Annotated in this window: 22 protein-coding genes; 10 read left to right on the top strand and 12 right to left on the bottom strand. The window is 73.4% G+C overall.

The window, feature by feature from the left end:
• Positions 1–81 precede the first annotated feature (81 nt).
• The gene (locus ACIO5E_RS11650) at positions 82–555 is read left to right on the top strand and encodes a VOC family protein (RefSeq protein ID WP_400666164.1); all 474 of its coding nucleotides are present in this window, start codon (positions 82–84) and stop codon (positions 553–555) included.
• 4 nt (positions 556–559) lie between these two features.
• On the top strand, positions 560–1,009 hold the full coding sequence (locus ACIO5E_RS11655; RefSeq protein ID WP_400666167.1) for an SRPBCC domain-containing protein: 450 nt from the start codon (positions 560–562) through the stop codon (positions 1,007–1,009).
• A gap of 70 nt (positions 1,010–1,079) precedes the next feature.
• Here ACIO5E_RS11655 and ACIO5E_RS11660 read toward each other — a convergent pair whose 3' ends face one another.
• The 3 genes from ACIO5E_RS11660 to ACIO5E_RS11670 all read right to left on the bottom strand — a co-directional run bounded on the left by ACIO5E_RS11660 (position 1,080) and on the right by ACIO5E_RS11670 (position 4,888).
• A complete protein-coding gene (locus ACIO5E_RS11660; protein ID WP_400666170.1) occupies positions 1,080–2,339 on the bottom strand; it encodes an aromatic acid exporter family protein in 1,260 nt (419 codons plus the stop codon).
• Between the two features lie 99 nt (positions 2,340–2,438).
• Positions 2,439–3,176: a polyprenol monophosphomannose synthase gene (locus tag ACIO5E_RS11665; protein ID WP_400666172.1), complete on the bottom strand. Its 738-nt coding sequence runs from the start codon at positions 3,174–3,176 to the stop codon at positions 2,439–2,441.
• A 200-nt stretch (positions 3,177–3,376) separates the two neighbouring features.
• The gene (locus ACIO5E_RS11670) at positions 3,377–4,888 is read right to left on the bottom strand and encodes a N,N-dimethylformamidase beta subunit family domain-containing protein (protein WP_400666274.1); all 1,512 of its coding nucleotides are present in this window, start codon (positions 4,886–4,888) and stop codon (positions 3,377–3,379) included.
• Between the two features lie 419 nt (positions 4,889–5,307).
• On the opposite strand from ACIO5E_RS11670, the gene ACIO5E_RS11675 reads away from it, so the two are divergent.
• On the top strand, positions 5,308–7,188 hold the full coding sequence (locus tag ACIO5E_RS11675) for an amino acid transporter (RefSeq protein WP_400666276.1): 1,881 nt from the start codon (positions 5,308–5,310) through the stop codon (positions 7,186–7,188).
• 46 nt (positions 7,189–7,234) lie between these two features.
• On the opposite strand, the gene ACIO5E_RS11680 is transcribed toward ACIO5E_RS11675, so the two are convergent.
• Both ACIO5E_RS11680 and ACIO5E_RS11685 read right to left on the bottom strand, forming a co-directional pair.
• Entirely contained in the window at positions 7,235–7,504 is a 270-nt protein-coding gene (locus ACIO5E_RS11680; protein ID WP_400666175.1) for a GlsB/YeaQ/YmgE family stress response membrane protein, read from the bottom strand.
• Positions 7,505–7,643: 139 nt separating this feature from the next.
• Positions 7,644–8,354 carry a TetR/AcrR family transcriptional regulator gene (locus tag ACIO5E_RS11685; RefSeq protein WP_400666177.1) on the bottom strand — a complete coding sequence of 237 codons (711 nt, stop codon included), beginning with the start codon at positions 8,352–8,354 and terminating at the stop codon, positions 7,644–7,646.
• Positions 8,355–8,466: 112 nt separating this feature from the next.
• Between ACIO5E_RS11685 and ACIO5E_RS11690 the strand changes: the two genes are divergently transcribed.
• Positions 8,467–9,666 (top strand): FAD-dependent monooxygenase, encoded by a 1,200-nt coding sequence (locus ACIO5E_RS11690; protein ID WP_400666179.1) that lies wholly within the window; start codon positions 8,467–8,469, stop codon positions 9,664–9,666.
• Here the strand turns inward: ACIO5E_RS11690 and ACIO5E_RS11695 are convergent.
• Positions 9,650–9,781 (bottom strand): hypothetical protein, encoded by a 132-nt coding sequence (locus ACIO5E_RS11695; protein WP_400666181.1) that lies wholly within the window; start codon positions 9,779–9,781, stop codon positions 9,650–9,652. The genes ACIO5E_RS11690 and ACIO5E_RS11695 overlap by 17 nt on opposite strands.
• A 243-nt stretch (positions 9,782–10,024) precedes the next feature.
• On the opposite strand from ACIO5E_RS11695, the gene ACIO5E_RS11700 reads away from it, so the two are divergent.
• A complete protein-coding gene (locus ACIO5E_RS11700) occupies positions 10,025–10,654 on the top strand; it encodes a CBS domain-containing protein (RefSeq protein ID WP_400666183.1) in 630 nt (209 codons plus the stop codon).
• 140 nt (positions 10,655–10,794) lie between these two features.
• The gene (locus tag ACIO5E_RS11705) at positions 10,795–11,445 is read left to right on the top strand and encodes a beta-glucanase (RefSeq protein WP_400666185.1); all 651 of its coding nucleotides are present in this window, start codon (positions 10,795–10,797) and stop codon (positions 11,443–11,445) included.
• 9 nt (positions 11,446–11,454) lie between these two features.
• On the opposite strand, the gene ACIO5E_RS11710 is transcribed toward ACIO5E_RS11705, so the two are convergent.
• Positions 11,455–11,826: a hypothetical protein gene (locus ACIO5E_RS11710; protein ID WP_400666187.1), complete on the bottom strand. Its 372-nt coding sequence runs from the start codon at positions 11,824–11,826 to the stop codon at positions 11,455–11,457.
• 156 nt (positions 11,827–11,982) lie between these two features.
• Between ACIO5E_RS11710 and ACIO5E_RS11715 the strand changes: the two genes are divergently transcribed.
• A complete protein-coding gene (locus ACIO5E_RS11715; RefSeq protein WP_400666189.1) occupies positions 11,983–12,309 on the top strand; it encodes an SHOCT domain-containing protein in 327 nt (108 codons plus the stop codon).
• A gap of 125 nt (positions 12,310–12,434) precedes the next feature.
• On the opposite strand, the gene ACIO5E_RS11720 is transcribed toward ACIO5E_RS11715, so the two are convergent.
• A complete protein-coding gene (locus ACIO5E_RS11720) occupies positions 12,435–12,845 on the bottom strand; it encodes an organic hydroperoxide resistance protein (protein WP_280680573.1) in 411 nt (136 codons plus the stop codon).
• Positions 12,846–12,960: 115 nt separating this feature from the next.
• On the opposite strand from ACIO5E_RS11720, the gene ACIO5E_RS11725 reads away from it, so the two are divergent.
• From ACIO5E_RS11725 to ACIO5E_RS11735, 3 genes are all read left to right on the top strand, one after another.
• Positions 12,961–13,434 carry a MarR family transcriptional regulator gene (locus ACIO5E_RS11725; protein WP_280680572.1) on the top strand — a complete coding sequence of 158 codons (474 nt, stop codon included), beginning with the start codon at positions 12,961–12,963 and terminating at the stop codon, positions 13,432–13,434.
• A 296-nt stretch (positions 13,435–13,730) separates the two neighbouring features.
• Entirely contained in the window at positions 13,731–14,303 is a 573-nt protein-coding gene (locus ACIO5E_RS11730; protein ID WP_400666191.1) for an RNA polymerase sigma factor, read from the top strand.
• Positions 14,300–14,986, top strand: a complete 687-nt coding sequence (locus ACIO5E_RS11735) for a hypothetical protein (RefSeq protein WP_400666193.1) — start codon at positions 14,300–14,302, stop codon at positions 14,984–14,986. Before ACIO5E_RS11730 ends, ACIO5E_RS11735 begins: the two co-directional genes overlap by 4 nt.
• Positions 14,987–15,070: 84 nt before the next feature.
• Here the strand turns inward: ACIO5E_RS11735 and ACIO5E_RS11740 are convergent, their stop codons facing one another.
• The 4 genes from ACIO5E_RS11740 to ACIO5E_RS11755 all read right to left on the bottom strand — a co-directional run bounded on the left by ACIO5E_RS11740 (position 15,071) and on the right by ACIO5E_RS11755 (position 19,241).
• The gene (locus ACIO5E_RS11740; RefSeq protein ID WP_400666195.1) at positions 15,071–15,745 is read right to left on the bottom strand and encodes a GAP family protein; all 675 of its coding nucleotides are present in this window, start codon (positions 15,743–15,745) and stop codon (positions 15,071–15,073) included.
• 309 nt (positions 15,746–16,054) lie between these two features.
• Positions 16,055–17,479, bottom strand: a complete 1,425-nt coding sequence (gene argG, locus ACIO5E_RS11745; protein WP_280680568.1) for an argininosuccinate synthase — start codon at positions 17,477–17,479, stop codon at positions 16,055–16,057.
• Positions 17,480–17,925: 446 nt separating this feature from the next.
• Positions 17,926–18,456 (bottom strand): hypothetical protein, encoded by a 531-nt coding sequence (locus ACIO5E_RS11750; RefSeq protein WP_400666198.1) that lies wholly within the window; start codon positions 18,454–18,456, stop codon positions 17,926–17,928.
• A gap of 101 nt (positions 18,457–18,557) precedes the next feature.
• Entirely contained in the window at positions 18,558–19,241 is a 684-nt protein-coding gene (locus ACIO5E_RS11755; RefSeq protein WP_400666200.1) for a rhomboid-like protein, read from the bottom strand.
• Between the last annotated feature and the right edge of the window lie 34 nt (positions 19,242–19,275).

A 19,275-nucleotide genomic window follows, 5' to 3' on the forward strand; every position in this document is an offset into this window, starting at 1 on the left:
CCGCGGCCCGGGGGCGCCGATCCGGTGACCCCCGGCCGTGGCTCGGCGGCCCGGGCGGCGCCCGGGGCTACCGTCGGGCGCATGCAGAAAATCAGCACCTTCCTCTGGTTCGACGACCAGGCCGAAGAGGCCGCCGCCTTCTACACCTCACTGTTCCCCAACTCCCGTATCACCCAGGTCAACCGCTACGGCGAGGCCGGCCCCGGCTCCGCCGGCTCGGTGATGACGGTGGTCTTCGAGCTCGTCGGCCAGCCGTACGTGGCGCTCAACGGCGGCCCCGAGTTCACCTTCTCCGAGGCGATCTCGCTCCAGGTGGACTGCGCCGACCAGCAGGAGGTCGACGAACTCTGGGCCAAGCTCACCGCCGACGGCGGCCAGGAGGGCCCGTGCGGCTGGCTCAAGGACCGCTACGGCCTCTCCTGGCAGATCGTGCCGCGCGTGCTCAACGAGCTGATCACCGACCCGGACCGGGCCAAGGCCGACCGGGTGACCGCCGCGATGCTGCGGATGCAGAAGATCGACGTCCGGCAGCTGCTCGACGCGGCCAGGGGCTGAGGCCATGGCCGCGTCCGCCGTCCGCAGCACGCTCTACCTCCGTGCCACCCCCGCGCGGGTCTGGCACGCCCTCACCAACGCCGACGAGTCGGGTCTCTACTGGGGGCACCGCAACGTCTCCACCTGGCTGCCCGGCGCGCCCTGGGAGCACCAGCGCGCCGACGGCTCCGGGATCGCCGACGTGATCGGCGTCGTCGAGGCCGCCGACCGCCCGCACCGGCTGGTCACCACCTGGGCCGGGACACAGGAGCGGCGCCCGGGCGGGCCGTCCCGGGTCACCTTCGAGATCCAGGGCTGGTGCGAACTCACCCGGCTCACCGTCACGCACGACGACCTCGCCGACGAGGCCGAGCGGGCGGACACCGAGCGGGGCTGGTCGGCGGTGCTGTCCAACCTGAAGACCTACCTGGAGACCGGCCACCCGCTCCCGCAGGAGCCCTGGTCGATGCCTTGACGCCGGTGCCTTGACTCCGGTGTCCTGGCGCCGGTGCCGTGACGTCCGATGATCCGACAATGCGATGCGGTCAGCGCCCGGCCCCCGCCGCCGGGCGCCCCCGCCTCGGCCGGGCCCGGCGCCGCCGCTCGCCACGGACGAACCGGCGCACTCCGGCGAACCGCGAGAACCGCTCCCGGCTCGCCACCGAGGCCCGGTCCAGCTCCTCCATCAGGCGCCGGCTGCGGTGCTCCAGGTCCAGCTCGTCCAGGATCCGGTCCACCTCGGCCAGTATCGAACCGTGCAGCTGCCACGCTTCCGGGTGCTCCCGCACCTGCTGGAGCAGAGCCTGGGCGACGTTCTCCCGGCAGGTCCAGGCCGCGGCCAGCTCGGCGGTCAGCCGCCGCTCCGCCTCCTCGGCGTTGCGGCTCACCTGGGTGGTCACCAGCACCGCGAAGCTGACCACGGCCCCGCCGACGTGCGCCAGCAGTTCCTCCAGGCCCACCGCGACGTCGGCCGGGAACAGCCGCTCGCCGGGCCCGCGCCGCTTGGCGAGGTCGGTCAGCGAGCGGGCCAGCACCCGGATCACCACCACGCAGATCTCCAGGGTGTCCAGCCCGGTGCGCAGCACCAGCCGGGACAGCAGCCCCTCGCTGATCCGCGGATTGAGCCGCAGGCTGTCCTCCGCCTGGCGCAGCGCCGCGTCCACGTCGACGATGGCCTGGTCGAGCCGGCGGGCCTCGTGCAGCCGCTCGGCGACCCGGGCGACCGGGGTCGGCCCGTCCAACTCCTCGGCGATGTCCAGCAGCAGGTGGCGGGCCCGCCGGGCGAGGTCCTCGATCGACTCCCCGGCGGTGTCCACCCAGACCGGTGGCGCGAACACCAGGTTGAACAGCAGGCCGACGGCGGCGCCGATCAGCGTCTCCAGCACCCGGTCCCAGGCCTGCGAGGCGAGCCCGGAGACGCCCAGGATCAGCATCGCGCTGATCGCGACCTCCTGGACGAACTCCTCGACCCGGACGAACCGGCCGACGACCAGCGAGGCCAGGATGATCAGCCCGAGGCTCCACCAGGAGAGCCCCACCACGGCGCTGAAGCCGGTCGCGATCAGCACGCCGACCACCACCGAGTTGACCCGGCGGATGCTGGTCTTGAGCGTCGAGTAGACGGTGACCTGCACCACCAGCAGCGCGGTGAGCGGAGCAGTCAGCGGGACCGGCTCATTGCTGAGCCGGGTGGCCGCCGCGTACGAGATGGTGGCGGCCACGGTGGCCCGCACGGTCTGGACGACGAATGGTTCTCGGGCGCCACGGCGGATCAGGGCCGTGAGTGACTCCGGGAGAAGGGCCATGTCGCCCTTCTTTCCCCGCAGCCGCCGTTCACACCGCCGGGCGGCCCTCCGGGCACCCGTATGCCGGTTCCGGGCGGAGGAACCGCCACCCGTCGCGCGCTACGCGTCGTGGCGGTTCAGCCGCAGCTTCCAGGGCGCCAGCGCGGACTCGACCTGCACCCCGATGCTCATCTTCGAGGCGCCCTCGATCCGCTCCTCGAAGCGGATCGGCACCTCGCGGATCGTCAGGCCGCGCTTGACGACCCGGTAGTTCATCTCGACCTGGAACGAGTAGCCGCTGCTCTGCACGGTCGGCAGGTCGATGGCCCGCAGGGTGCTCGCCCGCCAGGCCTTGAAACCGGCGGTGGCGTCCCGGACGCCCAGGCCGAGGATGGTGTTGACGTAGAGGTTGGCCCAGGCGGAGAGGGCCTTGCGGTGCCACGGCCACTCCGCGGCGGTCGACCCGCCGGGCACGTAGCGGGAGCCGAGCACGACGGCGGTGTCGTCGTCGGTCAGGGCCTGCACCATCGCGGGTATCGCCGAGGCCGGGTGCGACAGGTCGGCGTCCATCTGGACCACGATGTCGGCGTCCTCGTCCAGGGCCCGGGCCATGCCGGCCAGGTAGGCGCGGCCGAGGCCGTTCTTCTCGGTGCGGTGCAGCACGCCGACCGTGCCGCCGGAGTCCGCGGCGAGCTTGTCCGCGATCTCGCCGGTGCCGTCCGGCGAGTTGTCGTCGACCACGAGCAGGTGCAGGTTCGGTACCGGGAGGTCTGCGAGCAGCCCCGCGAGGACCGGAAGGTTCTCCCGCTCGTTGTACGTGGGGACGACGACAACGACCTTCGGGGAGGCCTCGACCATGTTCTGTTTCCCTCGTGCCCTGTCCGGCCGGCACCCGTGCCACGCCGGACGGTTGTCCTAGACGACCTACTGTGTAGTGAGACCGTGTGAGTGTATCGGTGCGGCAGAGCGCCCCTCCCCCCGGGCGTTCGACCCGGAGGCTGCGACCCGGGCAACCGCCCGGGCGGTAGGACCACCTGGACCCCTGGCCGACCGGCCCGCTACGCCCCGCCGTAGACGGCCGCGAGGTTGTCCCGGGCCGGGTGGGTGCGGCCGGCCGGGCCGGCGGCGAAGGCGCGCAGCACGTTCTCGGTGACCTTGCGGACCAGGTCGCCGGCCCGGGCATCGATCCCGTGGTCGGCGCTGCCGCCGCCCGGCCCGTTCGCGTCCAGGGCCTCCACCCAGCGCATCGTCCCGGTGGCGAACACCCCGGCGCCGCTCGGCACGGTGTAGTACGCGGTGTCGGAGTGCGAGGCGCGGCCCTCGCAGACCACGGGGGAGTGCGCGATCACCTCGATCGGGCGCGGGGTGGGGAAGGCGGTGTCGACCCGGTCGTACTCGACGCCGACCAGGTGCGGGAAGGACGCCCCGACGGTGACGCCGGTGCCCTCGAACGCCCAGTGCTCGGGCGAGCCGACCACGTACGGGGCGTCCACCGGGTAGCCGTCGTAGATCACGCCGAGCATCGCGCTCTCCGGGTCCGCGTTCGGGACGGCCCGGAAGTCGGTGGTCGCCGGGGCGCCGGCCCGGTGGCCCGGGTCCTGCGCCCAGGCGTCCTTGTAGCAGACCACCGTCCGGTCCGGTCCCAGCTCCGAGGGCTCGAAGCGGACCCGGCGGAAGCAGCAGTTGGCGCCCAGGATCGCCAGGTTGGTACCGGCGTCCCGGGCCGCGACCACCTGGGCGCGCTGCTCGGGGGACCAGTACTCGTCGTGGCCGAGCGACAGGACGGCGCTCGCACCGCGCAGCAACCCGGGCTCGCGGGCCACGTCGATCCCGGTGGTGTAGGCGAGCGGCAGCCCGAGCCGCTCGGCGAGCGCGACCAGCGGCGCCTCGTACACCAGGAAGAGCCCGGCGCCGTGGTCGTAGTCGTACGGCCGGTCGAAGACGACCCGGAGCGAACGGGTGGCCAGCCCGCCGGTGGGGCCGTTGTACAGGCTGTACCCGCCCCACTCGTTGTACGCCTGCCAGGTCGCGGGGGCGCTCATCACCACCGTCCTGCCCGCCGTGGCGGCGGAGCGGATGGTGAGCGGGACGTAGCGCTGGCCGGAGCCGTCCTCGGCGTCCAGGCGCAGGAGGTAGGCGCCCTCGGGCCAACCGGCGGTGTCCACGGCGAGGGTGCGCTGCCAGCCGGTCAGCACGGTGCGGGTCACGGGGTCCACGTGCGGTGCGGGCTGCCTGCCGCCCGGGACGTGGTCGAGGCGCCAGACCAGGCGGGCGCGGGCGCCGTCGTACCAGCCGAGGCGGTACGCGGAGACGGTGAAGGCGGCGGCCGGGGTGGAGACGTGCAGGCCGAACGGCTCGCCGGGCAGCACGCTGACCCGGTCGGCGAAGCCCTCGATCGCGTCGGAGGGGCCGGGGTTGGTGATCTCCCAGTCGGGCGCGCCGGGGAGGGAACCCTCCGCCGGCGGGCCCACGTGCTGGGCGCCGGTCGGACCGCCGGCGTCGGGGGAGGGGTGCGGGGCGGGGTCGGGGCCCGCGGCGCGGTTGCCGCAGGAGGTGACGGCCGCCGTCATCAGGCCCAGGCCCAGAATCCCCCGTCGGCTCGGTTCCGCCACCGCGGCCTCCCTGGTGTCCGTCTCTGTCGGATATGGGCACGTGCGTCAATTCGCGCGGACATCCTCACCCATTCCGGGGACCCGGCGGGGCCCGCCGCGCCGGACCGCCGGCACGGCGGGGCGTCGCCCGCCACCGCTGAGGGCCGTCCGGGGCACCCTGGCGTGTCCGGACGGACGGTTGCCCGGCTGCGCGGATCCGGTCCCCTAGCCTGACCAGGCCCGCCGTCCGGCGGCCTTGGGGGCCCGGAAGCCGCGCGCGGCCGGCCGACTCGTGGACAGGGGTGCACGTGGCTTCGTCGGGTTCGGCCGATCCAGGGGTGGCACCCGCGACCCGCGCCACGAGGTTCCGGGCCTGGCTGCTGGAAGGCCTGTCGGACATGGCCAAGCAGCACCCCGGCCCGCACGCGCAGGCGCCGCACGTGAAGGGCCAGCGCTGGTGGCGGGTCATGTGCCTGACCGGCCTCGACTACTTCTCCACGCTCGGCTACCAGCCGGGCATCGCGGCGCTGGCCGCGGGCCTGCTGTCGCCGATCGCGACCATCGTGCTGGTGCTGGTCACCCTGTTCGGCGCGCTGCCGGTCTACCGGCGGGTCGCCCAGGAGAGCCCGCACGGCGAGGGCTCGATCGCCATGCTGGAGCGGCTGCTGTCGTTCTGGCAGGGCAAGCTCTTCGTGCTGACCCTGCTCGGCTTCGCGGCCACCGACTTCATGATCACCATCACGCTGTCCGCCGCCGACGCGACCGCGCACCTGGTGGAGAACCCGCATCTGCACAGCGTGCTGACCGGCAGGCAGGTGCTGATCACGCTGATCCTGATCGCGCTGCTCGGCGGGGTCTTCCTCAAGGGCTTCGGCGAGGCGATCGGCCTGGCCGTCGTCCTGGTCGCGGTCTACCTCGCGCTGAACGTCGTGGTGGTGGCCAACGGTCTCTGGCACGTGGCGAAGGCCCCGCACGTCGTCGGTGACTGGACCGACGCGCTCACGGCCGAGCACGGCAACGCGATCGCGATGATCGGCGTCGCACTGATCGTCTTCCCGAAACTCGCGCTCGGCCTGTCCGGCTTCGAGACCGGCGTCGCCGTGATGCCGCACATCGAGGGCGACCCGGAGGACACCGAGGCGAAGCCCACCGGCCGGATCCGCGGCGCCCGCAAGCTGCTCACCACCGCGGCCGCAATCATGAGCTGCTTCCTGATCACCACCAGCCTTATCACCACCCTGTTGATCCCCGCCGACGCCTTCAAGGCGGGTGGCCAGGCCAACGGGAGGGCGCTCGCCTACCTCGCCCACGAGAACCTCGGCAACACCTTCGGGAGCATCTACGACCTGTCCACGATCGCCATCCTCTGGTTCGCCGGCGCCTCCGCCATGGCCGGACTGCTCAACCTGATGCCGCGCTACCTGCCCCGCTACGGCATGGCCCCGCACTGGGCCCGCGCGGTGCGCCCCACCGTGATCGTGCTGACCCTGATCGCCTTCCTGGTCACCTGGCTGTTCGACGCCAGTGTGGACGCCCAGGGCGGTGCGTACGCCACGGGTGTGCTGGTGCTGATCAGCTCGGCCGCCATCGCGGTCACCATCGCCGCCCACAAGGCCGGGCAGCGCCGTCGGAGGGTCGGCTTCGCGGTGATCGCCGCCGTCTTCCTCTACACCACGGCCGTGAACATCGCCGAGCGGCCGGACGGCGTCAAGATCGGCGCCTGCTTCATCGCCGGGATCATGCTGGTCTCGTTCCTCTCCCGGCTCAAGCGCGCCTTCGAACTGCGCGTCACCGACGTGGTGCTGGACGACGTCGCGGAGCGGTTCGTCCGGGACTACACGTACCGCCCGCTGCGGCTGATCGCCAACGAGCCGAACAGCCGGGACCTCGCGGAGTACCGTGACAAGATCCGCCAGATCCGGACCGACAACGACATCCCGGCCGAGGACGACCTGGTGTTCGTCGAGGTCACCGTGCTCGACCCGTCCGACTTTGAGGCCGCACTGACCGTGCGCGGCGAGGTGCTGCACGACCGTTACCGGGTGCTGACGCTGCAGAGCTCCAGCGTGCCCAACGCGCTCGCCGCCCTGCTGCTGCGGGTACGGGACCTCACCGGGCACCAGCCGCACATCTACTTCGAGTGGACCGAGGGCAACCCCTTCGCCCAGTTCCTCAGGTTCTTCCTCTTCGGCCAGGGCGAGATCGCCCCCGTCACCCGCGAGGTGCTGCGCGAGGCCGAACCCGACCGCAGTCGCCGTCCGGCCGTCCACGTCGGTTGACCGGACCCGCCCCGCCGGCCGGAGGCCGACCGGCCGGCGGCGCGGGTCAGCGGTTCGGGTGGGACTTGGTCCAGGCCGGTGCGACGATGGCCACCAGGGCGACGGCGAAGCCGAGTTGGAGGATGTGACGGATCCAGTCGATGCCCGAGGTGTGGCGGACGCCGATCCACCCGGAGACGGCGTTGCCGAGCCAGGCCCCGGCGGCACCGAGCAGCATGGTCAGCCACCAGGGGATCGACTGCGGTCCGCGCAGGATCAGCTTGGCGAGCACGCCCAGCACGAAGCCGATGAGCAGAATCCACAGGAGCTGGAACATCGCAGTCCACCTTCCGGGCGCGGCCGGAGGGCACCGGTGCGCCGTATCGCCGAAGACGCGGTTCGTCTCATGATCGCCCGGATCGGCCGAACGGGCATGTCGGCGGGTGAAGAAGCAGTTCAGAGGCCCGACCGGCGGGCTACGCGGTGCCCGTCCGGCGGTCGATCAGTGCGGCCAGGCCGTCCAGGATCCGCTCCAGGCCGAAGTCCAGCGCCTGGTCGCGCCCGCCCTCGTCGGCCATGGCGGCGGCCAGGGCGGGGTAGCGGTCGGCGTGCCGGTGCACCATCAGGCCGAAGGCGGTGAGGAGCTCGGCCTCGGGGGAGCCGTCCGGCCCGGCGGCGCGGGAGTGCTCGGCGATGCCGCGGACGTGCCCGGCGAGCAGGACAGCGGCGTCCATCCGCTCGGGGCCGGTCAGTCCGTGGCCGTCGAGGGCGGCCACCACCCGCTCCAGCCAGGAGAGTTCCTTGGGTCCGAGCACCCGGGGGCCGACGGTGGCGTCCAGCAGCCACGGGTGGCGGACGAAGGATTCGGCCAACTGGTGGGCCCAGGCGGTGAGTTGATCCCGCCAGTCGAGGGCGCCCCGGTCCTGCGGGGGTTCGCCGACGGAGGCCTCGACCATCAGCGCGACCAGCTCGGCCTTGCCGGGCACGTAGCGGTAGAGCGACATCTTGGTGAAGTCGAGCAGCCCGGCGACCTTCTGCATCGAGACCGCGCCCAGGCCCTCGGCGTCCGCGATCTCGACGCCCGCCGCCGCGATCCGCTCCAGGCTGAGGGCCGGCTTCGGCCCCCGGGTCGGCTTGGCCGCGGGGCCCCAGAGTAGCCGCACCGTGTCGTTCGCCGCCTCGCTCACATTCCGCTCCCGTCCTGGGGTTGCCTGTCCGGCCCAACTGTGTCTACCGTACACAGCAACAAACAGTGTCCGCTGGACACAGTTTATCGATCCCCTCGGACGGAGTGGTCCCATGAGCACCAAGGTCCTGATCTCGGGCGCGAGCATCGCCGGCCCCGCCCTGGCCCACTGGCTGGGCCGGTACGGCTTCGAGGTCACCGTCGTCGAACTCGCCCCCGCGCTGCGCGGCGGCGGGCAGAACGTCGACTTCCGCGGCCGCACCCACCTCTCCGTGCTGGAGCGGATGGGCGTCCTCGACGAACTGCGCACGCTCGACACCGGCGGCAGCCCGATGACCTTCCTGGGCGCCGACGGCCGCCGACTCCTGCACCTGCCCGCCGAGTTCGCGGGCGGCGAGCTGGAGATCCCGCGCGGCGAGCTCGCCCAACTGCTGTACCGGCACAGCCTCTCCCGCGCCGAGTACGTCTTCGGCGACTCGATCACCGTCCTGGAGGAGGCCCCGGGCGGCGTGCGGGTCGCCTTCCGGCACGGCGCGCCGCGCGAGTTCGACCTGGTGATCGGCGCCGACGGGTTGCACTCGAACGTCCGCCGGCTCGCCTTCGGCCCCGAGCAGCGCTACGTCCGCCACCTCGGCTACTACGCGGCCACGTGGCAGCTGCCGGGCGGCCTCGGCCTGCCGCCCGGTTCGGTCGGCCTCAACGTCCCCGGGCGGCTCGTCTCGGTCGGCGCCGACCACCGCGACCCGACCCGGGCGGGCGCCTTCTGCCTCTTCGCCTCACCCGAACTGCGCTACGACCGCCATGACGTGGAGCAGCAGAAGGCGCTGGTGCGGGACGCCTTCGCGGGCCTCGGCTGGGAGGTGCCCCGCCTGCTGGAGAGCCTGCGCGGCGCCCCCGAGCTGTACTTCGACTCGATCAGCCGCGCCGACGTCCCCACCTGGTCCAGCGGTCGGATCGCCCTGCTCGGCGACGCGGCCTGCGGCGCCACCATCGGCGGCATGGGCACCGGTACCGCCGTGGTGGCCGCGTACGTCCTGGCGGGCGAGCTGGCCCGGGCCTGCGGGGACCACCGCACCGCCTTCGGCCGGTACGAGGGGCTGCTGCGCCGCTACGCCCAGGGGTGCCAGAAGGGCGGGGATCGCACCGGCCCGTTCCTGGCGCCGCGCACCGCCACCGGCCTGCGGGTGCGCAACGGCCTGTTGAACCGGCGCTGGGTCCTGGACCGGATGCTGGCGCTGGGCAAGCAGGTCTCCAGCGTCGAACTGCCGGACTACGCGGGCGAGTCGTCCGGCCGGTTCAGTGCGGCGGGCTGATCCGGGCGCCGCCGTCCGGGACCGCCTCCACCTGGACGGCCGCCCGCGCCGGGCGCTCGACGGCGAGCGTGTGGTCAGGGGCGGGCCGGTCGGCGGGCAGCGCCAGGTGCGCCAACCGGGCCGGTGGCGGGTCGACCGGGCCCGGTGACGGCCTGGCCCGCGCCGGACCGGGGGACGGATGTCGGGTCCGTGTTCGGAGAGCAGGGCCCATGGTCCCGGCCGTTCAGCCCGTTGGCCCCTGGCGATCACGGCCGCCGGGCGCGATGCTGCCGGTACCGGCCGGGACGATCCGCGCGCGGCCGGACCAGCGTCGTGGACGAGGTGAACCGGCGTGCGGCATGCCACCGTCGAATCAGTGATGACCAGCCCCGTGGTTCGGGTCGCGCCCGAGACCGGCTTCCGGGAGATCGTGGCCCTGCTGACCGAGTACGACATCACCGGGGTGCCGGTGGTGGACGCCGACGGACGGCCCTTGGGCGTCGTCTCCGAGGCCGACCTCCTGCGCACGCTAGCCGCGCAGGAGGACCCGGGTGCCCTGCTGCCCGCCCCCGAGTCGGCGCCGGCCGGCCCGGGCGGCGCCGTCACCGCGGCCGACCTGATGACCACGCAGCCGGTCTGCACCACCCCCGACACCAGCATCGTCGCGGCGGCCCGGCTGATGAGTCGGCACGGGCTGAAGCGGCTGCCGGTGCTGGACGAGGGCCGGCGGGTGATCGGCATGGTGAGCCGTGGGGACCTGCTGCGGGTGTTCCTGCGCGAGGACGTGGTGATCCGGCGGGAGATCGTCGAGGAGGTGCTCGGCCGGATCGACGGCGTGAGCCCGGCCGAGATCGGCGTCGAGGTCGACCAGGGCCGGGTGGTGCTCAGCGGCACGGTGCCGGAGGCGCACCTGGTGTCGATCGTGCTCAACCTGTGCCGTTCGGTGGACGGGGTGGTCTCGGTCACCGACCGGCTCGACGCGGGCGGGGCGGCCGCGCAGGTCGGCTGATCGGCCGGTTCTAGGAGCCGACCGCCGCCCGGCTCGGACCCGGATGGACCGCTTCGCATACTGCGGACCGTATCGGGTAAATCACTCTGTGTGCCTGGCGGGTCGGACTGTCGAGGCGCCGGAGCATTGGGGAGGCGGCCGTGGCAGTCGTGTTCGACGCGGACTTCACTTCGACCAGGCAGTGGGTCGCCGGGCGCAGCAGCGCCTATCCCCGGATGGGGCCGACCAACCGGAGCGACCACAAACTCGACTACCTCGGCCGCGCCTACTGCCCGGGCGGCGTGTTCAGCGCCACCCGCCGACCCGTCGGCGGGCTCTGGACCTGCAGCCTGCTCACCACCGAGGGCAGTCCGGACGGCTTCCAGGTCCGCACCGGGGACGAGCTGTCGGCACGGATCACGCTGCCCGTCGAGCTGGGTGCCTGGCCGGCGATCTGGACCTGGCGGGACGGCGGCAACGAGGTCGACGCCTTCGAGTACCACCCCGACCACCCGGACCTGCTGGAGATCTCCAACCACGTCCGGGGAGGGTTCCGGTACTGGCACGGCGCCGACGCGGGGATCGCGCCGGGGGCGACCTTTGGTCTGCGGGTGGTGCTCGGCGCCAACTCGGTGGACTGGTACGTCGAGGACGAGCTGGTCTTCGCGGACCTGCACGGAGTCGGCCCCGGCTGGCACGCGTACCTGATCGTCAACCTGTCGGTCTCGGACGGGACGTACCACGACCGGCCGCCGCTGGGCGGGCCGGACCGGCTCAGCTGGGTCTGCCACAGCCTTCAGGTCGAGCGCTGAGCGCCCGCCTCACGGGGCGAAGCCGGCGGTGATCGGGCCGCGCGGGCCCGAGCGCTGGAACCAGACGGTCCGGCGGCGCGCGCCGATGTGCGCGGGGTGGGTCACGTACAGGTCGTCGCGCGGGGCGCGCTCGTTGCCGGGGGCCAGGGCGGCGTCCACGGCGCGGTCGGCGATCGCGTGCAGCAGGGCGGTGGCGGTGGTGTCGGCCGCGGGCGGCGCGATGGCGAGGGCGGTGAGCTCGGCCCAGAGCGCGGTGGAGACGTAGCCGATCGGGGAGTGGCCGAGCGCCGGGTGGGGGCGGCGGTCCTCGTGGCGCCGTAGCACCCCGGCCGCGACGAGCTGCTCGGGCGAGCGGTCGTCGGCCCGCGGGTGCTGGTTCATGGACGAAGACGCTACCCCGGCGGGCCGGTCGCGGAGCGCCGGAACGTTTTCTCAGGCTTCCTTCAGAGCGCTTCGGCCCGGTGGCGGCGCACGATGGTGGTGAAGCGCCGATCGCCTCGGCGGGCCCCGGCTGCGGGGCCGGAGCAGGAGGTCCTGATGAGGTACTGGCACGGACACGGCCACGCCCTGAGCGGCTGGGGCATCGGGGTGATGGCGATCGGGGCGCTGCTGCTCCTGGCGCTGCTGGTGCTCGTCGTCATCGCCCTGTTCCGGTACGTGTCGCGCTCATCGCGGGCGGTTCCGCACGGTCCGGCGACTCCGGGTGCGGCGTGGTCCGGCGCGGGCGGGCCGCCGGGGCCGGTGGCCGGGCCGGCGCCCGAGCAACTGCTCGCGGAGCGGTTCGCGCGCGGCGAGATCGACGCGGAGGAGTACCGGCACAGGCTCGACACGCTCCGCTCGGTGAACGGGCCGGGTGAGGGCTGACCCGGGGTGGCGGCGGGCCCGCCGCACGGGTGGTGTGCGGCGGGCCCCGGTCGCGGGTCGGAACAGCCAGGGCCTGTCCGGCCCGAGAACTGCTCGACCCGTTCGACGTGTTCGGCTTGTCCGGCTTATTCGACGACCAGCTCGACCGGGATGTTGCCGCGGGTGGCGCGGGAGTACGGGCAGACCTCGTGGGCCTGCTTGACCAGCTGCTCGCCGGTCTCGCCCGCGAGCGCCTCGGGCAGCTCGACGCGCAGCACGACGGCGAGGCCGAAGCCGGCGCCGTCCTTGCCGATGGACACCTCGGCGGTGACCGAGATCTCGCCGGTGTCGACCCGGGCCTGGCGGCCGACCAGGCCGAGGGCGCTGGCGAAGCAGGCCGCGTAGCCGGCCGCGAACAGCTGCTCGGGGTTGGTGCCCTGGCCGTTGCCGCCGAGCGCGGGCGGCATCGCGAGCGCGAGGTCCAGCTGCCCGTCGGAGCTGACGGTGCGGCCCTCCCGGCCGTTGGCGGTGGCGGCTGCGGTGTAGAGCGCGTCCATGATCCGTTCCCTTCGTGTCCTGCGGCGGCCGCCCGGCCGCCTCCGGAGACAAGTAGAGCACGCAATTCAATTGCGCACAACTAAGTGGCGTGAACGCGATCGGTACCATGGGGCCATGACCACGCTTCCCGGCATGGCGGACGAGGAACTGCTCCGCCTCGACCAGCAGATCTGCTTCTCGCTGAACGCGGCCTCCCGAGCCTTCGGTGGCGTCTACCGGGTGCTGCTCCGTGACCTCGGACTCACCTATCCCCAGTACCTCGTCCTGCTCGTGCTCTGGGAGGACGGCGACCTGCCCGTCAAACGGATCGGCGAGCGCCTGCGACTGGACTCCGGCACGCTCTCCCCGCTGCTCAAGCGGCTGGAGGCGGCCGGGCTGGTGCGGCGCGAGCGCAGCCCGGAGGACGAACGGTCGGTCACCGTCAGCCTCACCGCCGAAGGCTCGGCGCTGCGCGAGCGGGCCGGACAGGTGCCACGCCGGCTGCTCACCGCGACCGGGCTGCCGGTGGAGGACCTGGCCGCGCTGCGCACGCTGCTGGAGCGGGTGACCGTCGCGCTGGACTCGGCGGTGGTGGAGCCGGCGCCGTAGTGGTGTCACGGCGGTGCCGTAGCGGCTTTCCGGCGGCGCCGTGGTGGCGCCGGCCTTGTCAAGTCGGCGGTCCGCGACCTGTGATGTGGGTCACGTGCCGCTGGATTCCGGACGTCCGCCGTGGTCGAACCGGCAGGTCAGCGCCGCTGTTCGAAACTGAACGGAAGCGGTCGCCAATTGTCCGCCCGATCCGGTCAACAACCCGCGCCGCCCGGACGGTTACACCACGAGCCCCCAGGGGCCGTCGGCGTGCCACCCGGTGGGCCGGCCAGCTGACCCACGAAAGGGGGGCGCGTGTGCTGAACACCCCCGGGCCGGGCGAGAAGCGGGGCCTGCGGGCGGACCCGCTCGGCGACCTGCCGGCCGACTTCGAGGCCTTCTTCACTCGCGAGAACCCCGGCTACCTCCGGTACGCCCAGCAGCGTCTGCGACACCGCGAGGACGCGCAGGACGCCGTCCAGAACGCGGGTGCCACGCTCTACAAGAACTGGCGCCGCGCCCTGGCCAGCGCCGACCCGCAGGCCTTCGCGTTCAAGATCGTCAAGGACGCGGTGGTGGACCTCCTGCGCGAGCGCCGCCGCGCCGAACGCAAACGGCAGCGCGTCCTCGCGCAGCGCCGCCCCGACACCAGCCAGGACGAACTGGACCAGCTCGCCGAACTCGACGCCCTGGACTGGGCCATGGAGGAGCTCGCGCGCGCCGCACCGGTCCAGGCCGACGTCGTCCGGCTGCGCCAGGCGGGCCTGTCCTACCCGGACATCGGCCGCACCCTCGGCATCGCGCACACCACCGCCCGCACCTACTACAGCCTCGGGCGGCGCCACCTGGAGTACCTGCTGGAACAGCCGGATGACGGGCAGACGCCGTGAAGGTCACCGAACTGCTGCGGGCGGACGCCGCCCTGCTGGAGCGCGAGTTCCGCGACCACGACCCGGCGGCCTTCACCCGTCGGCTGGCCGAGCGGCTCGCCGCGGCCCGCCGGCCGGCTCCTGCCACCCGCGAACGGCCGGCCCGCCCGCCTGCCACCGCGCGTCCGCCGCACGCCTTCGGCGAGTCCCCGTGGGTCGGCGGCCGGTCCGAACTCCGGCGCGACCTGCGGCACTTGTGCGCCACCGTGGCGGGCGCGGTGGAACCGGGGGAACTGGCCCTGGACCTCGAACTCGCCGAGAAGACGGCCTTCCGGACCCTCGGCTGCCTGCTCTACGGCATGGGCCGGACCGCCGACGGCGTCTTCTGGTGGCGGATCGCGGCCCAGTACGGCGACCAACTGGCCGTGCACTGCCTGGCCGTCCACTACACGGCCGAGGGCGAGGCCCGGGACGCGGCGCGCTGGGCCGCCCAGGCCCAGGACCTCAGCGCCCCCGGCCGCCTGCCCGCGCTGGCCCCGGACGCCGGGCCGGGCGGCGCCGCGCAGCTGGCGCGGGAGCTGGAGTGCTACGACGGCGAGATCCTGATGACGCTCAGGGACGTGCTGGCGGTCCGGCCGGGGGCGGACGGCGGGCGGCTGGGCGTGCGGTCGGTGCGGGGGAGAGGGGTGGTGCGCATCCGATGAGCGGGGCGGTCGGGAGCGGTGGCCGTCCGTCGGTGGAGCTGCGCGGACTCAGACTCAGGGTCGGGTTCGGGCTCAGGGTCGGGCTCAGGCTCCGGTGAGCCCGGTGATGGCGTCGCCGAGGTACTCGGCCCCGAGTACGGCCAGCACCGTGGCCGTGATCGCCGCATTGTGCGTGGCCATCCAGGCCTTCCACTCCCCGAGGACCCGCGCCGAGCGGCCCCCGCCGAGCAGGTGGACCCCGAGCGGCACCAGCGTGCACAGCGAGCCGACCAGCACCATCAGCGCGGCGGCCACCGCCTTGCCCCCGTCGCCGGCCGTACTGGTGGCGATGGAGGCCGCGCCGCCGACGGCCAGTACCAGGTTCTTCGGGTCGGCCACGGCCAGCACCACCGCCAGAGCGGCGGACCTGCCCGGGGTGAAGCGGTCCACCGTCCGCATCCACGGCGGAGGCGCGGTGACGTGCCCCTCGCGCGGCCGGTCGCGCCACTGCCTCCCGGCCATCAGCACCAGCAGGACACCGAGCGCGAGCTTGAGCCAGGATGACCAGTCCGGCCAGCCGTCGCCCGCACCCGGCGCGCTGCCCGCCGCCACCACGACCGCCACCACCGCCGCCAGACCGACCACCCAGCCGCAGGCGAAGGCGAGCCCGTTGGCCCGGCCGCGCGGTGTGGCCAGGATCAGGATCACGGCGACCAGCGTGAGCGGGCTGATCGCGATACCCACCGCCGACGCCAGCATCGGACCGACCGCCTCGCCCATCCCCGCTCCCGCCTCCTCGCGGCGGCCCTCGCGTGTCCGGAGAAGGTGCCGCCCGGCGTGGCGCGCTCCGCTGAACGCACGCCCTCCCCATTCAGCGACGGCCGGGCCCGCCCCGCGCGGTCGACGCCGCCATGCGGGTGAGGCGGCCGCACCCCTGCGACCCGGGAACGGCTCCTGCGACCTGGAAACGACCCCTGCGACCCGGGAACGGCCCCTGTAACCCGGGAACGACCCCTGTAACCCGGGAACACCGGAGGGCCGCCGCACCGGTGTGGTGCGGCGGCCCTCCGGCGTGGTCACGGCATCGGATCAGTCGTTGCCCGACTCGATCGCCGCGTTGTCGAGCGCGGTGGACTCCGCCGCGACCGCCTCGGCGCTGAGGCTGGCAGCCGCGATCGGCGCCGCCCCGCCCGGGGCCAGCTCGCCGATCAGGCCGCTCCACGGCGCCAGCTGGCCGTGCACCGCGTAGTGCTCCAGCTTGCTGCGGGAGTCGGCGATGTCGAGGTTGCGCATGGTCAGCTGGCCGATGCGGTCGTTCGGCACGAACGCGGCGTCGACGCTGCGCTCCATGGACAGCTTCTCGGGGTGGTAGCTGAGGTTCGGGCCCTGGGTGTCCAGCACGGAGTAGTCCTGGCCGCGCCGCAGCCGCAGCGTGACGCTGCCGGTGACCGGCTGGCCGACCCAGCGCTGCAGGCTGTCGCGGAGCATCAGCGCCTGCGGGTCGAACCAGCGGCCCTCGTAGAGCAGCCGGCCGAGCCGGCGGCCCTGGGTGTGGTAGGTCGCGACGGTGTCCTCGTTGTGGATCGCGTTGATCAGTCGCTCGTAGGCGGTGTGCAGCAGCGCCATGCCGGGCGCCTCGTAGATGCCGCGGCTCTTGGCCTCGATGATGCGGTTCTCGATCTGGTCCGACATGCCCAGGCCGTGGCGCCCGCCGATCCGGTTGGCCTCGTGCACCAGCTCGACCGCGTCGGCGAACTCCCGGCCGTTGATGCGCACCGGACGACCGAACTCGAACTCGATCGTCACGTCCTCGGTCCGGATCTCGACGGCCGGGTCCCAGAAGGCCACGCCCATGATCGGGCTGACGATCTCCATCGAGGTGTCCAGGTACTCCAGCCGCTTGGCCTCGTGGGTGGCGCCCCAGATGTTGGCGTCGGTGGAGTAGGCCTTCTCGGCGGAGTCGCGGTACGGCAGGTCGCGCTCGGACAGCCAGGCGGACATCTCCTTGCGGCCGCCGAGCTCGGCGACGAACGCCTGGTCCAGCCACGGCTTGTAGATGCGCAGGCTGGGGTTGGCGAGCAGGCCGTAGCGGTAGAACCGCTCGATGTCGTTGCCCTTGTAGGTGGAGCCGTCGCCCCAGATGGACACCTCGTCCTCGTGCATCGCGCGGACCAGCAGGGTGCCGGTCACGGCGCGGCCGAGCGGGGTGGTGTTGAAGTACGTCTGCCCGGCGGAGCGGATGTGGAAGGCGCCGCAGGCGAGGGCGGCCAGGCCCTCCTCGACCAGTGCCGCCCGGCAGTCGACCAGGCGGGCCTGCTCGGCACCGTAGGCGCGGCCGCGGGCCGGGACGTCGGCGAGGTTCGGCTCGTCGTACTGGCCGATGTCGGCCGTGTAGGCGTACGGGACCGCGCCGTGCTCGCGCATCCACGCGACGGCGACGGAGGTGTCCAATCCACCGGAGAATGCGATGCCGATCCGTTCACCGACCGGCAGCTTGCTCAAGACCTTCGACATGCATGCACCCTTGACCCGCGCGGCGGCGCGGGCTCCTGACTTAGCGACGTGTGAGGGGATTCGGCGTATCCGATGCCCGCACTCTGGCATAGATTTGCAGAGTACCGCAAGAGCATACGATCGTGTCGGTGGGGGCGGCTGCCGGTGTCGCCGCCTCCCGCCGCGGTCGATCGACCGTAGGCGCCGTCAAGTGGCGTGCTTGGACAGGGTGTTGGCCTGCTTGGCCAGGGTGTTGGGTGGCCCGGTCGGTCGGTCGGTCGGTCGTGTCGGTCGTGTCGGTCGGGTCGGTCGGGTCGGTCGGGCCGGTCGGGCCGGCCGGGCCGAGGAGCTGGACGCCGCCGCGGGCCCCGGTGCGGAAGGGGGGCGGCCCGGCGTGGGGAACGTGCGACGGCCGGGCCCCACCCCGGGAGTGTGCTGGGGTGGGGCCCGGCCGGGCGGTGGGGTCGTCAGGAGGCGCTGTCGGCGTCCGGCCCCTGGGCGCGCAGGCGGCGGACGTTCTCCAGCGACTCGCGCAGTTCGGTGAGCCAGGAGTCGGAGTGGCGCTGCACCAGCCGGACGCACCAGGCGAGCGCCTCGCTGCGGCTACGGGCGACGCCCGCCTCCACCAGTGTGTCGAGCACCTGCCGTTCGGGCTGGCGCAGCCGGGTCATGACGGGGGCGGAGACCGTGGTGAACATGCCCCGCAGGTCGCCGCACTCGGCGCCCCAGGAGACCTTGCGGCCGTATCGGCGCTCGGCCTCGCGGGCGACGGCGATCCGGGCGTCCCTGGTCCGGTCGCGGAACTCGGCGATCCGGCCCTCGAACGCCGCTTCGCGCTCGGCGTCCGGGGCCGCCCCGTCGAGGGCCGGTTCGGGAATGCGGCCGACGACGGTGATCTCCTCGCGGTCCGCGGTGATGTCGACGATTTCGGTGAACAGGTCGGCGGGGAGGCGGCCGGTGAACCACCCCCGGAGCTCTTCGGGCGAGGTTGTAATCATGTAATCAGCATTACTCGGCGTGGAAAGGATGGCAAGACCCCGGCGAGACCGGAGGAGAAGGGGTGCCGGGCCGGCAGCGCAGGACGGCCGGCGCGCGGCCGTCAGCGCACGGCGGAGCGCGGGCCCGGGGTGCGGGCACGGGCGCGCAGCCAGGCCGTCCGGGAGGCCAGCACGCCGAGGCCGAGCGCCACCAGGTGTCCGGCGTCGGCCAGTTGCTGGTCCAGCGCCCAGGCCAGGGCCAGTCCCACCGCGAGCGCGGGTAGGCCGAACCGGCGCAGCGGGGCCGGGCCCAGGGCCAGCAGGCAGCCGGCGGTGGCGACCAGCCCGTAACTGATCCCGACGTCACGCGCCCGGGACAGCGCCCCCGGGATCCGGACGGTGAGCATCACCCACATGGCGCCCTCGGTGAGCAGAGTGGCTCCCAGGTGCCCGAAGACGAAGACCGCGCCGGCCCGGGCCGGCCCCCAACGCCACTCGGCCAGGCCCAGTACCACGGCCACCGCCGCGATGCCCGCCCAGGCGGGCACCCCGTCGACCACCAACCCGCTGGTGAACATCGTCCACCACTTGCCGACCTCCATGTGGTGGACGTTGCTGCTGTTGTGCCGGACGAAACGGGCCCGCGCGGCGTGGCCCTGGCCGGCCAGCCAGCAGGCCGTCGCGGTCAGCAGCAGTACGTACACCGTGGTGAGCCGCAGCCGGGCCGCCACGCGCAGCGCCGGGTGCCGGGCGGTGGTGCCGACGTCGATACCCGCAGATGCGGTCGCTGCGCCGCGCTCCCTCATCGTGCCTGTCGCCCTCGCTGTGCAGTTCCCGGTG

Source organism: Kitasatospora sp. NPDC087314, assembly GCF_044744365.1.
GTDB lineage: Bacteria > Actinomycetota > Actinomycetes > Streptomycetales > Streptomycetaceae > Kitasatospora.